This window comes from Paracoccus sp. TRP (assembly GCF_000185925.1).
Classification (GTDB): domain Bacteria; phylum Pseudomonadota; class Alphaproteobacteria; order Rhodobacterales; family Rhodobacteraceae; genus Paracoccus; species Paracoccus kondratievae.
The window spans coordinates 29,427-49,685 of the sequence record NZ_AEPN01000011.1; the positions used below are offsets into that span (position 1 = coordinate 29,427).

The window sequence follows — 20,259 nt, forward strand, 5'->3', positions numbered from 1 at the left end:
CTGGTTACTCGTAGTTCGAGATATTCTCGGGGGTGACGGGTTCGAAGGGCACCCAGATGTTGCGTTCAGGCTTTTCACCACGGGCCATGGCCAAGGCTGTCTGGACGGCGACCTCACCCTGACGGGTGGCGTTTTGATAGACGGTCACGTCCAGATCCCCGGCCCGCATCGCCGCCAGCCCGTCGGGCGTTGCGTCGATACCGGCGACGACGACCTTTTCCATGGCGACGCCCGCAGCCTTGAGCGACTGAATTGCGCCGATCGCCATCTCATCATTGTTCGAGATGATCGCATCAAATGCGACGCCCGAGCTTAGCCAGTTGGTCGTGATGTCCTGACCTTGCGTGCGGTTCCAGTTGCCGACCTGCTTGTCGACGATCTGCATCCCCGAACATTCCGGAGTGGCGATAACCTCTTCGATATCGCGGGTGCGGACGGCCGAAGCCTCGTTTTCCAAGGGACCCATCAGCACCAGCACATTGCCCTTGCCGCCCAGCAGCTTGCAGACCTCGCGCGTTTGCATGGTGCCGCTTTCGATCTCATTCGAGCCGACAAAGCTGGTCCCTTCGGGCAGGGCTTCGTGGTTGATCGGCGGGTGGTTCACATAGACCAGCGGCACGCCCGCATCGACGGCCGCCTGCGTCATCGCCGGGGTCGCCGCGCCATCGACGGCATTGACGATGATCGCATCGACGCCATTGGCGATAAAGTTCTGGACCTGATTTTGCTGGCGGGCAACGTCAAGCTGCGCATCCTCAAGGATCAGTTCGGCGCCGTCCTTGCCCGCCTGATCCTTGATGCCGTTCAGCAGGATGGTCAGGAACGGGTTGTCAAAGCTGGTCATGGCGACCCCGATCCGGGTCTCTCCGGCCCATGCCGGAGAGGTCAGCCCAAGGATCAGCGCCATCGCGGTCAGGCTTTTCATCATTGCCCCTCCCTCAGACTTTCTTGCGTTTTTTCTGGCGATAGACGTCGGCGACGACCGCCGCGACGATGATCACGCCCTTGATCATTTCCTGATAGTAGGCGTCGAGCCGCAGGAAGGTGAAACCCGAGATGATGACGCCAAAGATCACCATGCCGATCATCGTGCCCAGGATCGAACCGCGCCCGCCGGTCAGCGACACGCCGCCGATCACGGCCATGGCGATGGCGTCAAGTTCGTACATCGTACCCATGCCGGCCTGTGCCGTCAGGCCGCGCGCCGCAACCACGATCCCCGCCAGCGCCGACAACAGCCCGGCGATGGCATAGATGCGCACCAGCTGACGTTCGACATTGATGCCCGAGACGCGGGCGGCCTGCGGGTTCGCACCGATCGCATAGGTGAACTTGCCATAGCGGGTATAGCGCAGCGCAATGTGAAAGATCAGCGACACCGCAAGAAAGATGAACACCGGCATCATGCCCCGGCCGATGGCCGCAAAGCCGTCCGAGGGAAAGCTGATCGGCTGACCCTTGGTGTACCATTTGGCAAAGCCGCGCGCCGTCACCATCATGCCCAGGGTGGCGATGAAAGGCGGGATCTTGGTATAGGCGATCAGTGCACCGTTGATCATGCCGCAGATCAGGCCGAACAACAGACCGACCGCGACCGGGATGATCACCGGCAGACCCGTCAGGTCGGGATAGACCGCGCGTTCATATCCGGCAGCCTGTGCAAGGCTCATTGAAATCATCGCGGTTGCCCCGACGATCGAGCCCGAGGACAGGTCGATCCCGCCCGAGATGATGACCTGCGTCACCCCGATGGCGATGATGCCCACCACCGAAACCTGCAGGATCATGATAGAGAGCCGTTGCCAGTTGCCCAGAAACGACTGACCCTGTGTGATCCAGCCCAGAATTTCAAAGGTCAGGCAGATCCCGACCAGAACCAGAAGGATGTTCAATTCCGCCATCATCGGGCGGTGCCGGCGCTGCGGCGTGGCCATGCTTGCGTCTGACATGGTGTCCTCTTGTTACTTGGCGGCCAGCGACATGATCTTGACCTGATCAGCCTCGGCCCGGTCGAGAAAGCCCGACACATGACCTTCATGCATGACCATGATGCGGTCGCTCATGCCCAGCACTTCGGGCATTTCCGACGAGATCATGATGACGGCCACGCCCTGTGCGGCCAGATTGGTGATCAGGCGGTGGATCTCGGATTTCGCGCCCACGTCGATCCCGCGCGTCGGCTCATCAAGGATCAGGATGCGCGGCTCGGTCAGCAGCCAGCGCGCGATCAGCAGTTTCTGCTGGTTGCCGCCCGACAGGTTCTCGACCGTTTCGTGCAGACTTGGGGTCTTGACCCGCAGCTTGCGCGCCATTTCCTCGGCCTTTGCGGTGATGGTCTTGCGGTCGATAAAGCCGTTTTTGACGTGGTTGCGGGTGATCAGCGCCGACTGGATGTTTTCAAGACAGTCGAGGATCAGGAAACAGCCCGTCTCTTTGCGGTCCTCGGTCAGGAAGGCCATGCCATGCGCCATCGCGTCCGAGGGGCAGGTGATGCGTACATGCCGCCCGTCGATCAGAATGTCGCCGATGGGCGCGGGATGAACCCCAAAGATCGCCTCGGCCACATTCGAGCGTTTCGAGCCGACAAGCCCGGCGATGCCCAAGATCTCGCCCGCGCGGACGTGAAAGCTGACATCATCGAACACGCCCGGCAGGGTCAGGTTGCGCACCTCAAGGACGGTGTCGCCGATGGGGCAATCGACCTTGGGGAACATATCGGTGATCTCGCGCCCGACCATCATGCGGATGATGTCGTCGCGGGTCACATCGGCGCTGGCATGGGTGCCGACATATTTGCCGTCGCGGAATACGGTGAATTCATCCGCAATCTCGAACAGCTCGTTCATCTTGTGGGTGATGTAGACGATGCCGATACCGCGCGATTTCAGGTCGCGGATGATCTGGAAAAGATGCTCGACCTCGGCTTCGGTGATGGCGCTGGTCGGCTCGTCCATGATCAGCACGTCCGAGTTATAGCTGACGGCCTTGGCGATCTCGACCATCTGCTTTTGCGCGACGGTCAGTTCGCTGACTTGCTGATCAGGGTCCAAACGGATGTTGAGCCGTCCAAGCAGGTCCGCCGTCATCTGCCGCATGCGGCCATGATCGACAAGACCCAGCCGGTTCAAAGGCTCGCGCCGGATCCAGATATTCTCGGCCACCGTCATCCAGTTCATCAGGTTCAGTTCCTGATGGATCATGGCGATGCCCGAGTTCAGCGCATCAAGAGGCGTCCTGACATTCAGCGGCTGGCCGGCAAAGCGCACCTCGCCACCGTCAGGGGTATAGACGCCGGCGATAATCTTCATCAGGGTCGATTTACCGGCCCCGTTTTCGCCCATCAGCGCATGGACAGTGCCTGGACGGATGCGCAGCTGCACCCCGTCCAAAGCCTTAACACCGGGAAATTCCTTGGTGATATTATCCACTTCCAGGATATATTCGCCCTGCCAGGCGTTGGTGCGGTCAAGCATCGACCTTTCCCCCTTCTTGCATGGTCGGACGGGGCGGGCGCGCAAAACCGGCGCCGCCCCGCCGCAAGCATCAGTTCTTGGAAAGGAACCCGTCCACGTTCTGCGGCGTAACAAGCTGGAACGGGATATAGACCTTTTGATCGACCTTTTCGCCGCGGGCGAGCTTCAGCGCGGTATCAACCGCACCGGCACCCTGCCCCGCCGCATCCTGAAAAACCGTTACATCAAGATCGCCAGCCTTCATCGCCGCCAGCGCATCCTGAGTCGCGTCGATACCGCCGATCACCACATCATCCATCGAGCGGCCAGCCGCTTTCAGTGCCTGAATGGCGCCGATCGCCATCTCGTCATTGTTCGAGATGATCGCGTCAAATTCGGTCCCGGCCGACAGCCAGTTGGTGACAAGATCGGTCGCGGCAGTACGCTGCCAGTTGGCGGTCTGTTCCTGAGCGATGGTAATAAAGCTGCATTCGGGCGTGGCGATCACGTCCTTGATGTCCTGCGTGCGCATCCGTGCCGCCTGGTTCGACAGCTCGCCCATCAGGATCACGGCCCGGGCCTCGGTCTTGCCCTGTTCCTTGAGAAGGCGGCAGATTTCCTGCGTCTCAAGCGTGCCGGATTCCTTTTCGTCCGAGGCCACAAAGGCCTGATTTTCCGGCAGGCTGTCCAGGTTGACCGGCTCACGGTTCACAAAGACCAGCGGGATACCGGCATTCTGGGCCGCCGCGCTCATCGCCACGGTCGCATCGGTGTCGACCGGGTTCACGATGATCGCATCGACACCCGAGGCAACGAAATTCTCAATCTGGTTCAGCTGTTTGCCGACATCATTCTGGGCGTCGTCAATCTGAATGGTTACCCCGTCAAGCGAGGCGGCGTGCTCCTGCATACCATTGCGCAGGACGGTCAGGAAATTGTCATCAAACAACGCCATGCTCACGCCGATATTCTCGGCCATGGCCGCGCCCGAAACCGAGATGGCACAGGCAGTGGTCAACAGAAATACTTTCATTCTTGTCCTCCCAATCGGTTCCGCAGGCCGCTGGCCCGCGCAATCGCGGGCCGCCCGGCAGGCGCCGGCCTCCGATCCATGAACAGCCCGCATTCCCTCTGCTTGCGAACCGTGATGAAAGGTTTCCTTCAGAAAGCGATTCTGGTCAAACTTTTTGAGAAAGATTTTCCATCATGAATGATAGAAAATGGCGCACTTATGATGTTTTTCCATCATAATCTTGCCTAAAGACTTTCCGGGGTGACAACCAATGAGGTGACAAAGCGCTGGCCGGGATTTTCGGCCATGCCATGTTCCAACACATGAGCGACTGCACCCAACAGATCATGGGCCAACGGCTGCAACGGTGTCGCAAGCACGACTGAAACCACGCCCTGCATCAGCCCTTGTCGCGATTCCGGGGTCAGCTCGTTCACGATCAGCGCCACCTTGCCGCCAAGACCCAATTCGCGGATTGCGGCAATGGCACCCTCCATCCCGCCGCCGGCGCAATAAATGCCAGCAAGATCAGGGTGACGGGCGGCGATGTCCAGCGTCGTCTCATAAGTCAGCTGCCGCGTCTCAAGGTTGATCATCGTGTCAAGAAAGGCGATCTCCGGCGCATATTCGCGAAAATAGCTGCGAAAACCCGTCTCGCGCAGGTCATGGCCGTGAAACCGGTGGCCGCCGATGAACAGCGCCAGCTTTCCCGGACGACGCATGATGCGATGCATGAGCCAGGCAGCCGTGCGCCCGGTCTTAAGGTTGTTGGTGCCCAGATACGCCTCACGCACACCGGGCGCAAAATCGGACAGCAGCGAAAACACCGGAATTCCCCGTGCGCGCAGCATGGTTACGGCCGAGGTTACGTCATGATGGTCAACGCCGGTCGCGGCGACGGCCTGCACCTTGCCAGCCATCCCGGCAATGGTTTCGGCGAAATCGGCGGGTGACTGACCGGGGGAAAAGCGCACCGTCAGCCGCCAGCGATGCAGAGGGTCCTGACGTGCCGCCTCTTCGATCCGGGCGGCAAAATCCTGATAAAAGGCATGTCGCTCTTTTTGTAGGACGACACCCAGATGCAGCTCGGGCATATGCGCCAGCGCCCGCGCCCGGATCGCCGGGGCAGCGTGATAGCCGACTGCCTCGGCCGCCTCCGAAACTTTGCGGGCCGTTTCCTCCCGCACCTTTGCACGACCGTTCAGCACCCGATCCACCGTCGCAACACTGACTCCGGCAGCTTTGGCTACATCTTCGATCGTCGGGCGTCCCGTCATACTCACCTCATAGCTATGAGGTGAATCGTGATGGACTTCTGTCAAAAATGCAATGCCCGTCAGACAGCCATCAGACCATCTTCCGTCAGGTTCGGTGCGATCATGCCTGCAAGCAAAGGCCCCCTAGCCCAGGCGTTGGATCAGCGCCATCGCCGCCTGCGGGTTGCGCGCCTTGTGACCGCTGATGACGTATAGATAGACGTCGCGCGGGCCCAAGGCTGCACTCGGCCCCACATAGTCCAGCCCCTCGGGCAGGCCGCCCGCGGCCCAGGTTCGGACCCGATCAGCCCAAAGGTCCAGCAATGCCGGATCATAACCCAGCGGCTGATCCTCGGTCGTGCCCATGATGCGGGCATAGACAAAGGGCGCGGTCGGATCGGCGATCTGCGGATAGGGCCCGTCGGCTGCCACCACCGCCGCCACGCCGTATCTGCGCAGCAAGCCGGGAAACTCGGGGGTGCGAAAGCTTTCATGCCGGACCTCGACCACATGCCGCAGTGTCCTGCCGTCGATCGAGCTGGGCAAAAGCTTCAGGAAAGCCTCAAAATCCTCGGGCTCGAATTTCTTGGTCGCCATGAATTGCCAGTTGATCGGGCCCAGTTTGTCGCCAAGCAGCATCACCCCGCTAGAGAAAAAGCGGGATATCGTCTCTTCCGCCCCGGCCAGCACCTTGCGGTTGGTCGCATAGCGCGGCGCCTTCAGGGAAAAGACAAAACCTTCCGGCGTCTCGTCATGCCATTTGCGAAAGCTGTCAGGTTTTTGCGAGCCGTAATAGGTCCCGTTGATTTCGATCGAGGTCAAAGAGCGGCTGGCATGCTCCAGCTCGCGCCGCTGAGGCAGGCTTTCGGGATAGAAACTGCCGCGCCAGGGTTCATAGGTCCAGCCGCCGATGCCAATGCGGATGCTGCCCGCCATATCCTTGTCCATACCATGCCCCTTCATCTGTGCGACTCAGGGGATCATAGCTCAGAGAGGGGCGCTGTCCGAAACTTGCCTTCAATCTGCGGCGCGTTTCCGCGTCAGCGAGAATTTATAGGGCGAAACGCCGTATTGCGTCCGGAACACCTTCGAGAAATACGAAGATGAGCCAAAACCGCAGGCCACCGCCACTTGCATGACACTAAGATTTGTCTCGGTCAGCAGCGAACGGGCGTGCTGCAAGCGCACCCGGTTGAGATATTGCAGCGGCGTCGTGTCCAGATAGCGCTGGAACAGCCGCTCAAGCTGACGGCGCGAGATGCCAAGATGGCGCGCGCATTCGCCAAGGTCGATCTCATCCTCGACATGGGCCTCGATATAGGCGACAGCGCGGATCAGGTGGTCGTTGCGCGTGCCCAGACGGACCGACAGCGAACTGAGCTGCTCTTCCTCGCCCCGGCGGATCTGGCCCAGCAGGCACATGTTCATCACCGCCTGGCTTAGCTCGGCACCGTAGTAATCTTCGATCAGCTTCAGCGCCAGCTCTGCCGAGGCGACGCCCCCGGCACATGTGACGATGCGGTCGTCGATGCAAAAGATGCGCCGCTCGGGCGAAAGATCGGGGTATTTCTCGGTGAAGTTCGGGATATTTTCCCAATGCAGGGTAAAACGATGGCCGTTCAGGATGCCCGCCCGCGCCAGGGCATAGGCGCCGGTGCACAGCCCGCCGACTGTGCCGCCGTGCCGCCATTGCTTGCGCAGCCAGTCAGTCAGTTCAGCACTGCAGCCCGCGTCAGGCTCGACCCCACCGCAGACAAGGACGTAATCGGATGAGCCTGCCTCGGAAAGCGGTGCATCGGGCACGACCGGCACCCCGTTGGAACAGGCGATGGGCGCGCCGCTTTCGCTGTGCACGCGCCATTTGAACAGCACCTTTTCGGTCATCTGGTTCGCGGCGCGCAAAGGCTCGATGGCCGAGGTAAAGGCCAGCATGGTAAAGCGGGGCATCAACACGAAAGACACCGTGACCGGCGGGCGCGAGGGGGGCGGAATCTTCACATGGGCAATGCCCCGCGCGATATAGCGTTCGCTTTCCTCGGCAACAGATTGCGGCACGTGATTCACCCGTCTTTCGCCCGGTCCTCCCGACCCGGCGTCACCTTCGCATTGCCACAAGGCACAGGGCCCTGCCAAGCCCCAGACTGCGGACCCGCGTGCATTCGTGCAACGCGTGCCCGATGGTCACGATACGACCGTCGGCAGAAAGCCCCCCTTCAGCGCCAGAATATGGTCATGGACACGCTGACCGGCAGGCGACAGCGCCATATCCTCGCGCCGCAACAGGAACCAGCTGCGCTGGATCGGCAGCCCCACCGCCTTCAGCGCCACCAACCGTCTCGAGCGCAATTCCTCGGTCACGGTGTGCTGCGAGATAAGCGCGATCCCCAAACCAGCGATCACCGCCTGTTTGATCGTCTCATTCGTGCCCATCTCGACCATGCGCCAGGGGGTGCCGTCGCCGATTCGATCCAGAAACCGCGTCATCAGGATACGGGTGCCAGAGCCGGGTTCACGCGCCAGATAAGTCTCGGCCAGCAGGTCCTGCGGCAACGCGGGATCAGCATGGGCCAACGGATGATCCGGGGGTGCGACGATGATATGGGGATGGGGGCCGACCGGTTCTGCCACCACCGCAGGACTGCGCGGCGGGCGACCCATGATCGCTAGATCCAGCGCCCGAGAGGTCAGCCACTGGATCACCGCATCGCGGTTGCCGATGCGCAGCGTCACCTCGACATCGGGCAGGATCCGGCGCAGTTCGGCGACCAGCCTTGGGGCAAAGTATTTTCCGGTCGAAACCACCCCCAGAGAGACATTGCCGGTATGGCCGCTTTGCAGCGCCGTGACCCGCCGCGCACAGGTCTCCAGCGCCACGGCGATCTGGGCCTCGGCCTCCAGAACCGCCCTGCCCTCATCGGTGGCAAGAAAGGCGCCGTGCTCTCCTCTTATGACCAAAGGCGCAGACATCAGATCCTCAAGCGCCCGCAGCTGGCTGTGAACGGCGGGTGGGCTTAGCCCCAGATTTCCCGCCGCACCCGTCAGAGAGCCGCTGTCGATGACCGCGCGCAATACGCGCAGCTGCCGCAGGGTGATCGCGTCCACACGTGCCATTCATTTTTTCCGAATTGGATTTCTACATTTTTAAATGTTCCTTAAAATCTGACCGTGTCAACAAGAAGGCGGGACGCGTTCCAGAGGGAGGAGCCGATGACCGCCGAAACCATTCAGACCGACCGGATTCCCCGGCACCTGCAGCAGGCCATGCAAGCCATTGCCGGTGCCGGGGCACAGCTTGCCGCCATCATTCGCCGCGGTGGCGATCTGGCCGCAGCGGTCGGGACCAACTCAGACGGCGACCGGCAAAAGGCGCTGGATGTCATCGCAGATGATCTGTTCCGCGAGGCTCTGGCCAGTGCCGGAGTGCGCTGGCTTGCCTCGGAAGAGCAGGAAGAGACCGTGGCGCTGGACCCTCAGGGCAGCCTTGCCGTGGCGATTGATCCGCTGGACGGATCGTCCAATATCGACACCAATGTCTCGATCGGCACGATCTTTTCGATCTACCCCGCCGCTGAGACGGGCGAGGCCAGCTTTCTGCGCCCGGCCCGCGAGCAGATCGGCGCAGGTTACATCATTTATGGCCCGCGCTGCGCGATGATGGTCAGCTTTGGCGAAGGGGTTCAGCAATACGTGCTTGATCCTGACAGCGGTCGCTTTCTGCTGGCCGATGCGCGGCAGGAATTGCCCGATTGCGCCTTTGAATTCGCGATCAACGCCTCGAACTACCGGCACTGGCCACAGCCGATCCGCGCCTATATCGACGATTGCCTTGCTGGCCGCGATGGCCCGCGTGAGCAGAATTTCAACATGCGCTGGATCGCCTCTCTGGTGGCTGAAACCCACCGCATCCTGATCCGCGGCGGGGTGTTTCTTTATCCCTCGGACACCCGCAAAGGGTATGAGCGCGGCCGGCTGCGCCTGCTTTACGAATGCGCCCCCATCGCCTTCCTGATCGAGCAGGCTGGCGGAGGGGCGACGGATGGGCTTGCCCCGATCCTCGACCAGCGCATCAAGGCGCTGCACCAGCGCACGCCCTTTATCTTTGGCTCGACCGACAAGGTCACGCGCATCGCCGTCTATCACGACCTGCCGGAAGCCGAGGTCTCGGCTCTCTTTGGCCAACGCGGCCTGTTCAGGGCCTGACCTGCACTCCGGGGAACGAATATGAGCAAGAAACACCCGATCATCTCTGTCACCGGTTCATCCGGGGCTGGCACCACCACCATCAAAAACACCTTTGACCAGATCTTTCGCCGCGAAAAAATCTCGGCCGTCAGCATCGAGGGTGATGCGTTCCACCGCTATGACCGCGCGGCGATGAAAGCCGAGCTGGCACGGCGGACCGAGACGGGCGACCACACCTTCAGTCATTTCAGCCTGGAGGCCAATGAGCTGAAGCGGCTGGAACAGGTCTTTCGTCAATATGGCGAGACGGGCACCGGCCAGACCCGCCATTACGTCCATGACGAAGCCGAGGCCGAACGTTACGGCGTACCCCCCGGCCATTTCACCGCATGGGAGGATTTCTCGCCGCAATCGGACCTGCTGTTCTACGAAGGGCTGCATGGCGCGGTGCGCAGCGGCGATATCGACATCGCGGGATACGCGGATCTGAAAATCGGTGTCGTGCCGGTCATCAACCTGGAATGGATCCAGAAGATCCACCGTGACAAGGCAAGCCGGGGCTATTCGACCGAAGCCGTCACCGATGTGATCCTGCGCCGGATGCATGCCTATGTGCATGTCATCTGCCCGCAGTTCACCGAAACCGACATCAACTTCCAGCGCGTGCCGGTGGTCGATACCTCGAACCCGTTCATCGCCCGCTGGATCCCGACGGCCGACGAAAGCCTTGTCGTCATCCGCTTCAAGAACCCGCGCGGCATCGACTTCCCCTATCTGACCTCGATGATCCAGGGCTCATGGATGAGCCGGGCGAATTCCATCGTCATTCCGGGGCCGAAGCTCGACCTCGCCATGCAGCTGATCCTGACGCCGATGATCCTGCGTCTGGTCAGTGAATCCAAACGCGCCTGAAGGGAGGGTCCAGGCAATGAACCAGATGGCAAGGATCGACACCAGCATGGAAACGCAGATGGCGAATGCCATTCGCGTACTTGCCATGGATGCTGTCGAGGCGGCCAAATCCGGCCATCCCGGCGCCCCCATGGGTATGGCGGATGTCGCAACGGTGCTGTTCAACCGCTTTATCAGGGTAGACCCTGCGGATGACAAATGGCCCGACCGCGACCGTTTCGTGATGTCGGCGGGCCATGGCTCGATGCTGGTCTATGCGATCAGCCACCTGCTTGGCTATGACGACATGGGCATGGACCAGCTGCGCGCCTTTCGCCAGCTTGGCGCACGTACTGCGGGCCACCCCGAATACGGCCATGCAAAAGGGATCGAGACCACGACCGGCCCGCTTGGGCAGGGTATCTCGACCGCTGTCGGCATGGCGCTGGCCGAGCGGATGATGAACGCGCGCTTTGGCAATGATCTGGTCGATCACTGGACCTATGTGATCTGCGGCGATGGCTGCCTGATGGAGGGCATCAGCCACGAGGCCATCGACTTTGCCGGTCATCAGCAACTGGGCCGGCTGATCGTGCTGTGGGACGACAACGGCATCACCATCGACGGCGATACCGATCTGTCGACCTCGACCGATCAGACAGCACGCTTTGCGGCCTCGGGCTGGCATGTCCAGGCCGTTGACGGCCACGACCGCGAGGCGGTGGCCGAGGCGATCGGCAAGGCGCGCGAGGATGCCCGCCCCTCGCTTATCGCCTGCAAGACGGTGATCGGCTTTGGCGCACCGAACAAACAGGGCAGCCATGACGTGCATGGCGCGCCGCTTGGCGCCGAGGAAATCGCCGCCGCCCGTGTCAATCTGGGCTGGCCGCACCCGCCATTTGAGATCCCACAGGACATCCTGACCTCCTGGCGCTCTGTCTCGGCGCGAGGGGCCGAGGCGCGGTCGGCGTGGCTGGAACGGCTGAACGCGTCCCCCGACAAGGCCCGTTTCAACGCCATGCTGGCCGCGCCCGACGCGGTGGCGCTGCGCGATGCCATCCGCAGCCATAGCGCAAAACTGGCCGCCGACCGGCCAGAGGTCGCGACCCGCAAAGCCTCGGAAATGGCACTGGAGGTCGTCAATGCGACGCTGAAAAACACCGTGGGTGGCTCGGCCGATCTGACCGGATCAAACAACACGCGCAGCAAGGGTATGGCGGCGGTGACGCCCACAGACCGGCAAGGCCGCTATATCCATTACGGCATCCGCGAACATGGCATGGCCGCAATCATGAACGGCATCGCCCTGCATGGCGGGTTCCTGCCCTATGGCGGCACCTTCCTTGCCTTCAGCGACTATTCCCGCCCGGCGATCCGGCTGGGGGCGCTGATGGGGGTGCCGGTCGTCCATGTGATGACCCATGACTCGATCGGGCTGGGCGAAGACGGCCCGACCCATCAGCCGGTCGAACATGTCGCGGCGCTACGGGCGATCCCGAACCTGATGGTGTTCCGCCCCGCCGATGCGGTCGAAACCGCCGAAGCGTGGGAAATCGCGCTGACCTCGCCTTCGACCCCTTCGGTCCTGTGCCTGTCGCGCCAGAACCTGCCCGCCGTCCGGCTGGAGCCCGGGGATGAGAACCTGACCCGCCAGGGAGCCTATGTCCTGCGCGAAACGACCGGCGCGCGCGATGTGACGCTGATCGCCACCGGGTCCGAGATCGAGATTGCGCTTGGGGCCGCCGATCTGCTGGCCGTGCAGGGGGTCCGCGCCGCCGTAGTCTCGGCCCCGTGTTTCGAACTTTTCGCCGCCCGTCCCGACGCCGAACGCGAAGCGGTCCTTGGCCGCGCCCCGCGCATCGGCATCGAGGCCCAGATCCGTCAGGGCTGGGACGGGCTGATCCTGCGCCCCGGCGACGGGTTTGTCGGCATGACAGGCTTTGGCGCCTCGGCCCCTGCCCCCGCTCTTTACCGGCATTTCGGCATCACCGCCGAACGTGCCGCCGATCTTGCCAACCAGCTTATCCAGGGAGGAAAGTGATGGCTCTCATCACGCTGCGACAGCTTCTGGACCATGCCGCCGAACATGGCTACGGCGTGCCTGCCTTTAACATCAACAACATGGAACAGGGTCTGGCCATCGTCAAAGCCGCGGCCGAGGTCGATGCGCCGGTGATCCTGCAAGCCAGCCGGGGCGCCCGCTCATATGCCGGCGACATCATGCTGCGCCGCATGGTCGAGGCCCTGGCCGAGATGAACCCGACCATTCCGATCTGCCTGCATCAGGATCACGGCAATAACCTTGCCACCTGCATGTCGGCGATCCGTCACGGCTTTACCAGCGTGATGATGGACGGCTCGCTTAAAGAGGACATGAAGACCCCCGCCGATTACGACTATAACGTCGCGGTGACGGCAAAAGTCGCCGAAGCCGCCCATGCCGTCGGCGCCTCGGTCGAGGGGGAGCTGGGTGTCCTGGGCTCGCTTGAAACCGGCGAGGCCGCGGCCGAGGACGGCTCGGGCGCAGAGGGTAAGCTGGATCACAGCCAGCTTCTGACCGATCCCGATCAGGCGGTGGATTTCGTGACCCGCACCCGCTGCGATGCACTGGCCATCGCCTGCGGCACCAGCCACGGAGCCTATAAATTCAGCCGCAAACCTGATGGCGACATCCTTGCCATGCATGTGATCGAGGCGATCCATGAACGCCTGCCCGGCACGCATCTGGTGATGCATGGCTCAAGCTCGGTGCCGCAATATCTGCAGGACCTCATCAACGAGGCCGGTGGCGAGATGCCCCAGACCTACGGCGTCCCGGTCGAAGAGATAGAACGGGGCATCCGCCACGGCGTGCGCAAGGTGAATATCGACACCGATTGCCGCATGGCGATGACGGGTCATTTCCGCAAGGTCGCCCGCGAGGCACCGCAGGAATTCGATCCACGCAAGTTCATGATCCCGGCAATGAAAGAGCTGACTGCGCTGTGCCGCGACCGGTTCGAGCGATTTGGCACCGCAGGCCATGCCGGCAGGATCAGGGTCATCCCGATGGACGAGATGGCCAGACGCTACGCGTCGGGGGCGCTGGACCCGGCCATCACCGGCGCACGCGCCGCCTGAAAGGAGGAGTTCCCATGAACGAAATGACCAAGACCGAAATCACCGACAAGAAAAAGCGCTACGCCGCAGGCGTGCTGAAATATGCCCAGATGGGCTATTGGGACGGCGACTACCAGCCCAAGGATACCGATGTGCTGGCGCTGTTTCGCATCACTCCGCAGGAAGGGGTCGACCCGATCGAGGCGGCAGCAGCCGTGGCCGGCGAAAGCTCGACCGCAACCTGGACCGTGGTCTGGACCGACCGGCTGACCGCCTGCGACCAGTATCGCGCCAAGGCCTATAAGGTCGAGCCGGTGCCGGGCACTCCGGGCCAGTATTTCTGCTATGTCGCCTATGACCTGATCCTGTTCGAGGAAGGGTCGATCGCCAACGTGACCGCCTCGATCATCGGCAATGTGTTCAGCTTCAAACCGCTGAAGGCCGCGCGACTGGAGGATATGCGCTTTCCAGTGGCCTATATGAAAACCTTTGCCGGCCCGCCCACCGGCATCGTGGTCGAGCGTGAGCGGCTGGACAAATTTGGCCGCCCCCTCCTTGGCGCGACCACCAAACCCAAGCTGGGGCTTTCGGGCAAGAACTATGGCCGCGTGGTCTATGAGGGTCTGAAGGGCGGGCTGGACTTCATGAAGGATGACGAGAACATCAACTCGCAGCCCTTCATGCATTGGCGCGACCGCTTTCTTTACTGCATGGAGGCGGTGAACAAGGCATCGGCCGCCACCGGCGAGGTCAAGGGGCATTACCTCAACATCACCGCCGGCACGATGGAAGAGATGTACCGCCGCGCCGAACTGGCCAAAGAGCTTGGCTCGGTCATCGTCATGGTCGATCTGATCGTCGGCTGGACGGCCATTCAGTCGATCTCGAACTGGTGCCGGCAGAATGACATGCTGCTGCACATGCACCGCGCCGGCCACGGCACCTATACGCGGCAGAAAAACCACGGCATCAGCTTCCGCGTCATTGCCAAATGGCTGCGCATGGCCGGTGTCGACCACCTGCACGCCGGTACCGCCGTCGGCAAGCTTGAGGGCGATCCCCTGACCGTGCAGGGCTATTACAACGTCTGCCGCGAACTTTATAACGAGGTCGACCTCGCCCGCGGGATCTATTTCGAACAGGACTGGGGCAACCTCAAGAAGGTCATGCCGGTCGCCTCGGGCGGGATACATGCCGGACAGATGCACCAGTTGCTGGATCTATTCGGCGATGATGTCGTCCTGCAATTCGGCGGCGGCACCATCGGTCACCCGATGGGCATCCAGGCCGGCGCAACGGCAAATCGCGTGGCACTGGAGGCCATGGTGCTGGCCCGCAACGAAGGCGTGGACCTGAAAAGCGAGGGGCCCGAGGTCCTGCGCCGTGCCGCCAAATGGTGCAAACCGCTGGAGGCCGCCCTGGATACCTGGGGCAACATCACCTTCGACTATACCCCAACCGACAGCTCGGACTTTGTTCCGACCCCGTCCGTCAGCTAAGGGAGACATCCGATGCGTATCACTCAGGGTTGCTTTTCGTTCCTGCCCGATCTGACCGACGAACAGATCAGGGCCCAGGTCGAATATATCCTGTCCCGCGAATGGGCCGTCGGGATCGAATTCACCGACGAACCCCACCCCCGCAATACCTATTGGGAAATGTGGGGTAACCCGATGTTCGACCTGAAGGACGCCAAAGGCGTGATGATGGAGCTGGACGAATGCCGCAAAGCCCATGGTGACAGCTATATCCGCATCAACGCATTTGACAACACGCGCGGTTGGGAGACGGTGATGATGTCCTTTATCGTCAACCGCCCGGCAAGCGAGCCGAGCTTGCGCACCTGGCGGACCGAAGCCGACGGTCGTCACATCCGCTATACCCATGAGCTGGTCGGCCGTTGACCGCACTGTTGGCCCGGGGGCTGTCTGCCCCCGGACCCCCGAGGATTTTTTTCACGAAAGAAGAGCTGAAAGATGGATGGGGATGCAGGCGACACGCTCGCCACGGTCGATCTGAAGGCCGAATATGAAACCTCTGGCGTGCGCGAGATTCTGGATGATCTGGAGCGGGAGCTGATCGGGCTTGCGCCGGTCAAGCAGCGCATTCGTGAAACCGCGGCGCTGTTGCTGGTAGACCGGGCACGGCGCGAGCTGGGGCTTGCACATGAGACCCCGACCCTGCACATGAGCTTTACCGGCAATCCCGGCACCGGCAAGACAACCGTGGCCCTGAAAATGGCGGGGCTGCTGCATCGGCTGGGCTATGTGCGCAAGGGCCATCTGGTCAGCGTGACCCGCGATGATCTGGTCGGACAATATATCGGTCACACCGCACCCAAAACCAAGGAAGTCCTGAAAAAGGCCATGGGCGGCGTCCTGTTCATCGACGAAGCCTATTACCTTTATAAGCCGGATAATGAGCGCGATTACGGGCAGGAGGCGATCGAGATCCTTTTGCAGGTGATGGAAAACAACCGCGACGATCTGGTCGTCATCATGGCCGGTTACGCTGATCGTATGGATCGCTTTTTCGCTGCCAATCCGGGGTTTCGCTCGCGCATCGCCCATCACATCGAGTTTCCCGATTATACCGATGAGGAGCTGGGCCGTATTTCGGCCTCGATGCTGGAAGGTCAGGGCTATGCGTTTGACGAAGGCGGGCGGCAGGCGATGGAGGAATATATCCGTCTGCGCCGCGAGCAGCCGCATTTTGCCAATGCCCGCTCGATCCGCAATGCGTTGGACCGGGCGCGGTTGCGACAGGCGAACCGGCTGTTTTCCGCAGACGGCCCGGTTGATGCCCGCGCCTTATCGACCATCACCGAGGCTGATATCCGCCCAAGCCGCGTGTTTTCCGGCGGACTTGACACAGACGGACACAGAGCAGACGCAGACTGAAATTTCCCTTTATCTGCGGCCGTTTGTCGCGCATGGCACGGGGTTGAAAGGCACCGTCCCGGCCCCATCTGTAAAAATGACGGTGACCGCCGTCGGAGGATGTTTTTCCAGAGGGGGACCAGCGTGAAGCGTTACAGCTGCCATGCCAAAGAAATTCGGGTTGTGACGGCGCTTGGTTTGCCCCGGTCGCAGTATATGCCCTGATCGGGCGGGCGACCGGGGACAGCCAGTCTTTCCCGTTCACCTCGAATTATAAAGGTTCCGACATGCTTCGCTCATTCCTGCCTGCGGTTTGTCCGCAATGCGGGCGGAACGTGCCGCGTGCCGCCGCCGGTCGCTGTCCGTTTTGCCGCACCTCATTCGACGTCCCTCGTCCCGCCTTTCGTCCCCGTTTCGCCCGCCCTGCCGGCGCTGGGCGGGGTGAAGCCGTACAGCGACCGGTGAGGCAGACGCCCTAACCCTTCAGGCCGAGGCGCGGGTGGTGTCATGCGGGGCGATTTCGTCCAGCAGGCGCCGCGCAAGCGCCGGGGCGGCGACGCCCCAGCGCGCAGCCAGCGCCTCGGCCCCGCCCTGCTGCCAGAGTCGCCAGACCTCGGGCGCGGGAACAGAGCCAAACCAGCCGATCCCAGAGGGCGCCCGCACCGTACGCAGCACCTCGCGTTCCGTAAGAAGACCGTTTTCGACCACGATGGCGTTGATGATGGCGGGACATTGGGGAACATCCGAGGCAGGTTCGTCGTCGGGAAAAGCCCGACGAGCAGTCCAGAAGGGTGCATCCTGAAAGCGGGTCTCAGCGCGCAGAAAATCACGGCCGATGCGGGCCTGATGCAGCGCCGTTTCCCGGGCGCGGCTGTCGAGGAAACGACGGCAAAGCTGTCCGGAGCCGGGATGCGCGGCAAGGGTCCGGCGTACGGCGGCAACGGCAAGCGCACTTGAAACCGCCCAGAACTGGCCGTGACCTGACAGCGGGTCCATCGCGGCAAGAGCATCACCGACCCGCAGAAGTGACATATCCGCAAGCGGGGCGGGCAGACGTAGTGCAGCCTCGCGCGCCAGAACCTGACCCAGGGGGGCGGCGGCAAGTACCGGCTCGGCCTTGGAAATGATGCCGTGCAGCCGGTCAGCAGGGCTGCCCTTACCCACCGCATCCAGCAGTGCCTGGGCCCATATCCGACCATCGGGCAGCGCCACACGCCAGAGCCAGCCTTGGGCGACCGCAGTCAGCCGAACGCCCGGCGCCACCGCCTTAGCCTTGACCCAGCCGCTAAGCGCGATGGTCGCCGGACCGCTGGTCCCCGCCGCGGGGGCCTTGCGGCCGCGGGCGTCGATCACCATGGGCGCGGCAATATGCGTGCCGTCCGAAAGCTCGACCCCGCCCGGCGCGGGACGACCGCTGGCCACGATCAGCCGCACGCCCTCGGTCACGGCCATCCGGCGCAGATGCGCGTCCAGCGCACCGCGCAGCACCACATGTTCAGAATTGCTCTCGCTGATCCCGGCCCAGTCCACCTGACGGCGAAGCGGACCGCGGATGGCCGTAAACCCCTCAAGCAACCCCTGCGTGGCAAGCCAGTGGTGCAGACGCGGGCTTAGCCCCTCGACGCGCGGGGTCTGGCGGTCGGGGTCGATCAGCAGGACGCTTAGCCCGTCCCGCGCCGCAAGCCAGGCCGAGACAGCGCCCGCCGGTCCACCTCCCAGCACGATCAGATCGGTCCGGCAAACCATCCCTGTCCCCTTGCCGCTGCGATAATGGGCAGTCTGGGGCGGTACAGGGCAGCGATACCTGACATTTGCGGCCAAAATCCCCCGCCGCGACGATGCGCCGCGCCTTTGGCCGGGAATGACAAGAATACTGCCCGCCCACGCGCTTTTCTCAACGGCAAAGCAATCGGGCCCCGCCCGGCCAGCCAGAGGAAACCGCCAGATGAAGCCATCGACCCGCAGCGCGTTGCTCTCTTGCGCAGCTATGTTTGCCGCCGCACCCGCCCTTGCGGTCACGGGTGAGGAGGTGATGCAGAACGCGTGCGCCGCCTGCCATGTCCAGAATGAGGACGGCCGCTGGGAACGCATCGACGCCGCCCGCAAGACGCCCGAAGGCTGGGACATGACCGTGACCCGCATGATGCGCAATCACGGTGTCGCGCTGACCCCGGAAGAGCGCACGGCGATCGTGCGCCACCTGTCGGACACGCGCGGCCTGTCGCTGACCGAAACCGCTGAGCGACGCTATATCCTTGAGCGTGAGCCGGTGGCCTGGGACGAAGGCCCGGATACGCAGATGACCCAGACCTGCGGGCGCTGCCATTCCTATGCCCGGGTCGCCCTGCAACGCCGCACGCCCGAGGACTGGAAGCATCTCGTCAACTTCCACCTCGGCCAGTTCCCGACGCTGGAATATCAGGCGTTGGCGCGCGACCGCGACTGGTGGGGCATCGCACAGGCCGAGATCATCCCTTTCCTTGCCGAGCATTATCCGCTGGGCGAGGCTCCTGCCCCGTTCACCGGAGATGCCTCGGGCGATTATGTGCTTGCCGGACGGCAGCCGGGGCGCGGCGACTATACCGGACGGCTGGTGCTGAAAAAGGCAGGCGAGGATTACGAGGTAACCATGATCCTCGACTTTGCCGATAGCAGCCAAAGCTTTACCGGCACCGGTCGCATCCTTGGCGCTGGCGAATGGCGTGCCACGCTGAGCGATGGCAAAACCGCCATCCGTCAGGTCCTTGCCTTCGAGAACGGACATTTCTCGGGTCGCTGGTATCATGCCGACAGTGACGTGATCGGCGGGCGGCTGGAGGCGGTCAGGGCCGACGCCTCGCCGCTGGTTCTGGCGGCAGCACCCGCACGGCTGAAGATCGGTGAAGAAACGCTGGTCCGCGTCGCGGGCACGGGACTTGGCGAGGCGCTGACCCTGCCCGAAGGCGTGACCGGCAGCGTCGAAAGTGCGGCGGATGGCGTCGCGGTGCTGAAGCTGACCGCAAGCGGCGCACCCGGCCCCATCAGCATCGAGCTGGGCGGGCAAAAGGTGGATCTGGTCGCCTATGACCGGCCCGACCGCATCTCGATCACGCCCGAGACGACCATCGCCCGTATCGGCGGCAATGGCGGCCCAATCCCCAAGGTTCCCGCACAATTCGAGGCCTTGGGCTGGCTGAACGGCCCCGATGGTCAGCCTGACACCGGGGATGACATCCCCCTGGGTGCCTTCCCGGCCAGTTGGGCGACCGTCGATTTCGATGCCGAGGCCGAAAAGATGCAGGACGCGAAATTCGCTGGCTCGATCAGCGATACCGGCCTGTTCACACCGGCCGATGCCGGCCCGAACCCCGAGCGGCCGATGCAGACCAACAACGCCGGCAACCTCAAGGTCATCGCCACTGTCGAAACCGAAACCGGCCCGCTAAGCGCCGAGGCGCATCTCTACGCCACGGTCCAGCGTTTCGTTGACGCTCCGATCCGGTGACGCC

17 protein-coding genes are annotated in these 20,259 nt (G+C 62.7%); 8 read left to right on the forward strand and 9 right to left on the reverse strand.

The window, feature by feature from the left end:
- Positions 1-4: 4 nt before the first annotated feature.
- The 8 genes from PARACOCCUSGL_RS0108815 to cbbR all read right to left on the reverse strand — a co-directional run bounded on the left by PARACOCCUSGL_RS0108815 (position 5) and on the right by cbbR (position 8,831).
- Positions 5-925 (reverse strand): sugar ABC transporter substrate-binding protein, encoded by a 921-nt coding sequence (locus PARACOCCUSGL_RS0108815; protein WP_029371881.1) that lies wholly within the window; start codon positions 923-925, stop codon positions 5-7.
- Positions 926-938: 13 nt separating this feature from the next.
- Positions 939-1,949, reverse strand: coding sequence for an ABC transporter permease (locus PARACOCCUSGL_RS0108820; RefSeq protein ID WP_010395428.1), 1,011 nt, complete (start codon positions 1,947-1,949; stop codon positions 939-941).
- Positions 1,950-1,961: 12 nt separating this feature from the next.
- Positions 1,962-3,473: a sugar ABC transporter ATP-binding protein gene (locus tag PARACOCCUSGL_RS0108825; protein WP_010395429.1), complete on the reverse strand. Its 1,512-nt coding sequence runs from the start codon at positions 3,471-3,473 to the stop codon at positions 1,962-1,964.
- A 70-nt stretch (positions 3,474-3,543) separates the two neighbouring features.
- Entirely contained in the window at positions 3,544-4,485 is a 942-nt protein-coding gene (locus PARACOCCUSGL_RS0108830; RefSeq protein WP_010395432.1) for a sugar ABC transporter substrate-binding protein, read from the reverse strand.
- Positions 4,486-4,709: 224 nt separating this feature from the next.
- Entirely contained in the window at positions 4,710-5,741 is a 1,032-nt protein-coding gene (locus tag PARACOCCUSGL_RS0108835) for a LacI family DNA-binding transcriptional regulator (protein ID WP_010395433.1), read from the reverse strand.
- A gap of 123 nt (positions 5,742-5,864) precedes the next feature.
- Positions 5,865-6,668, reverse strand: coding sequence for a DUF72 domain-containing protein (locus PARACOCCUSGL_RS0108840; RefSeq protein ID WP_010395435.1), 804 nt, complete (start codon positions 6,666-6,668; stop codon positions 5,865-5,867).
- Between the two features lie 69 nt (positions 6,669-6,737).
- Positions 6,738-7,775, reverse strand: coding sequence for a GlxA family transcriptional regulator (locus PARACOCCUSGL_RS0108845; RefSeq protein WP_040601911.1), 1,038 nt, complete (start codon positions 7,773-7,775; stop codon positions 6,738-6,740).
- Positions 7,776-7,901: 126 nt separating this feature from the next.
- Complete coding sequence (gene cbbR, locus PARACOCCUSGL_RS0108850) at positions 7,902-8,831, reverse strand: LysR family regulator CbbR (RefSeq protein ID WP_010395439.1); 930 nt, start codon at positions 8,829-8,831, stop codon at positions 7,902-7,904.
- Positions 8,832-8,927: 96 nt separating this feature from the next.
- On the opposite strand from cbbR, the gene PARACOCCUSGL_RS0108855 reads away from it, so the two are divergent.
- The 7 genes from PARACOCCUSGL_RS0108855 to cbbX all read left to right on the forward strand — a co-directional run bounded on the left by PARACOCCUSGL_RS0108855 (position 8,928) and on the right by cbbX (position 16,792).
- Positions 8,928-9,920, forward strand: coding sequence for a class 1 fructose-bisphosphatase (locus PARACOCCUSGL_RS0108855; protein WP_010395441.1), 993 nt, complete (start codon positions 8,928-8,930; stop codon positions 9,918-9,920).
- A 21-nt stretch (positions 9,921-9,941) separates the two neighbouring features.
- The gene (locus PARACOCCUSGL_RS0108860; protein WP_010395443.1) at positions 9,942-10,814 is read left to right on the forward strand and encodes a phosphoribulokinase; all 873 of its coding nucleotides are present in this window, start codon (positions 9,942-9,944) and stop codon (positions 10,812-10,814) included.
- A 16-nt stretch (positions 10,815-10,830) separates the two neighbouring features.
- Entirely contained in the window at positions 10,831-12,834 is a 2,004-nt protein-coding gene (gene tkt, locus PARACOCCUSGL_RS0108865) for a transketolase (protein ID WP_010395445.1), read from the forward strand.
- A complete protein-coding gene (gene fba, locus PARACOCCUSGL_RS0108870; RefSeq protein WP_010395448.1) occupies positions 12,834-13,913 on the forward strand; it encodes a class II fructose-bisphosphate aldolase in 1,080 nt (359 codons plus the stop codon). The genes tkt and fba overlap by 1 nt, the downstream gene beginning before the upstream one ends.
- Positions 13,914-13,936: 23 nt before the next feature.
- Positions 13,937-15,391: a form I ribulose bisphosphate carboxylase large subunit gene (locus PARACOCCUSGL_RS0108875; protein WP_369750412.1), complete on the forward strand. Its 1,455-nt coding sequence runs from the start codon at positions 13,937-13,939 to the stop codon at positions 15,389-15,391.
- Positions 15,392-15,403: 12 nt separating this feature from the next.
- Entirely contained in the window at positions 15,404-15,796 is a 393-nt protein-coding gene (locus tag PARACOCCUSGL_RS0108880) for a ribulose bisphosphate carboxylase small subunit (protein ID WP_010395452.1), read from the forward strand.
- Positions 15,797-15,868: 72 nt separating this feature from the next.
- Entirely contained in the window at positions 15,869-16,792 is a 924-nt protein-coding gene (cbbX, locus tag PARACOCCUSGL_RS0108885) for a CbbX protein (RefSeq protein WP_010395454.1), read from the forward strand.
- Positions 16,793-17,254: 462 nt separating this feature from the next.
- Here cbbX and PARACOCCUSGL_RS0108890 read toward each other — a convergent pair whose 3' ends face one another.
- Positions 17,255-18,517, reverse strand: a complete 1,263-nt coding sequence (locus tag PARACOCCUSGL_RS0108890) for an NAD(P)/FAD-dependent oxidoreductase (protein ID WP_010395455.1) — start codon at positions 18,515-18,517, stop codon at positions 17,255-17,257.
- A gap of 199 nt (positions 18,518-18,716) precedes the next feature.
- Between PARACOCCUSGL_RS0108890 and peaA the strand changes: the two genes are divergently transcribed.
- Positions 18,717-20,255 (forward strand): quinohemoprotein amine dehydrogenase subunit alpha, encoded by a 1,539-nt coding sequence (gene peaA, locus PARACOCCUSGL_RS0108895; protein WP_010395457.1) that lies wholly within the window; start codon positions 18,717-18,719, stop codon positions 20,253-20,255.
- Positions 20,256-20,259: the final 4 nt, after the last annotated feature.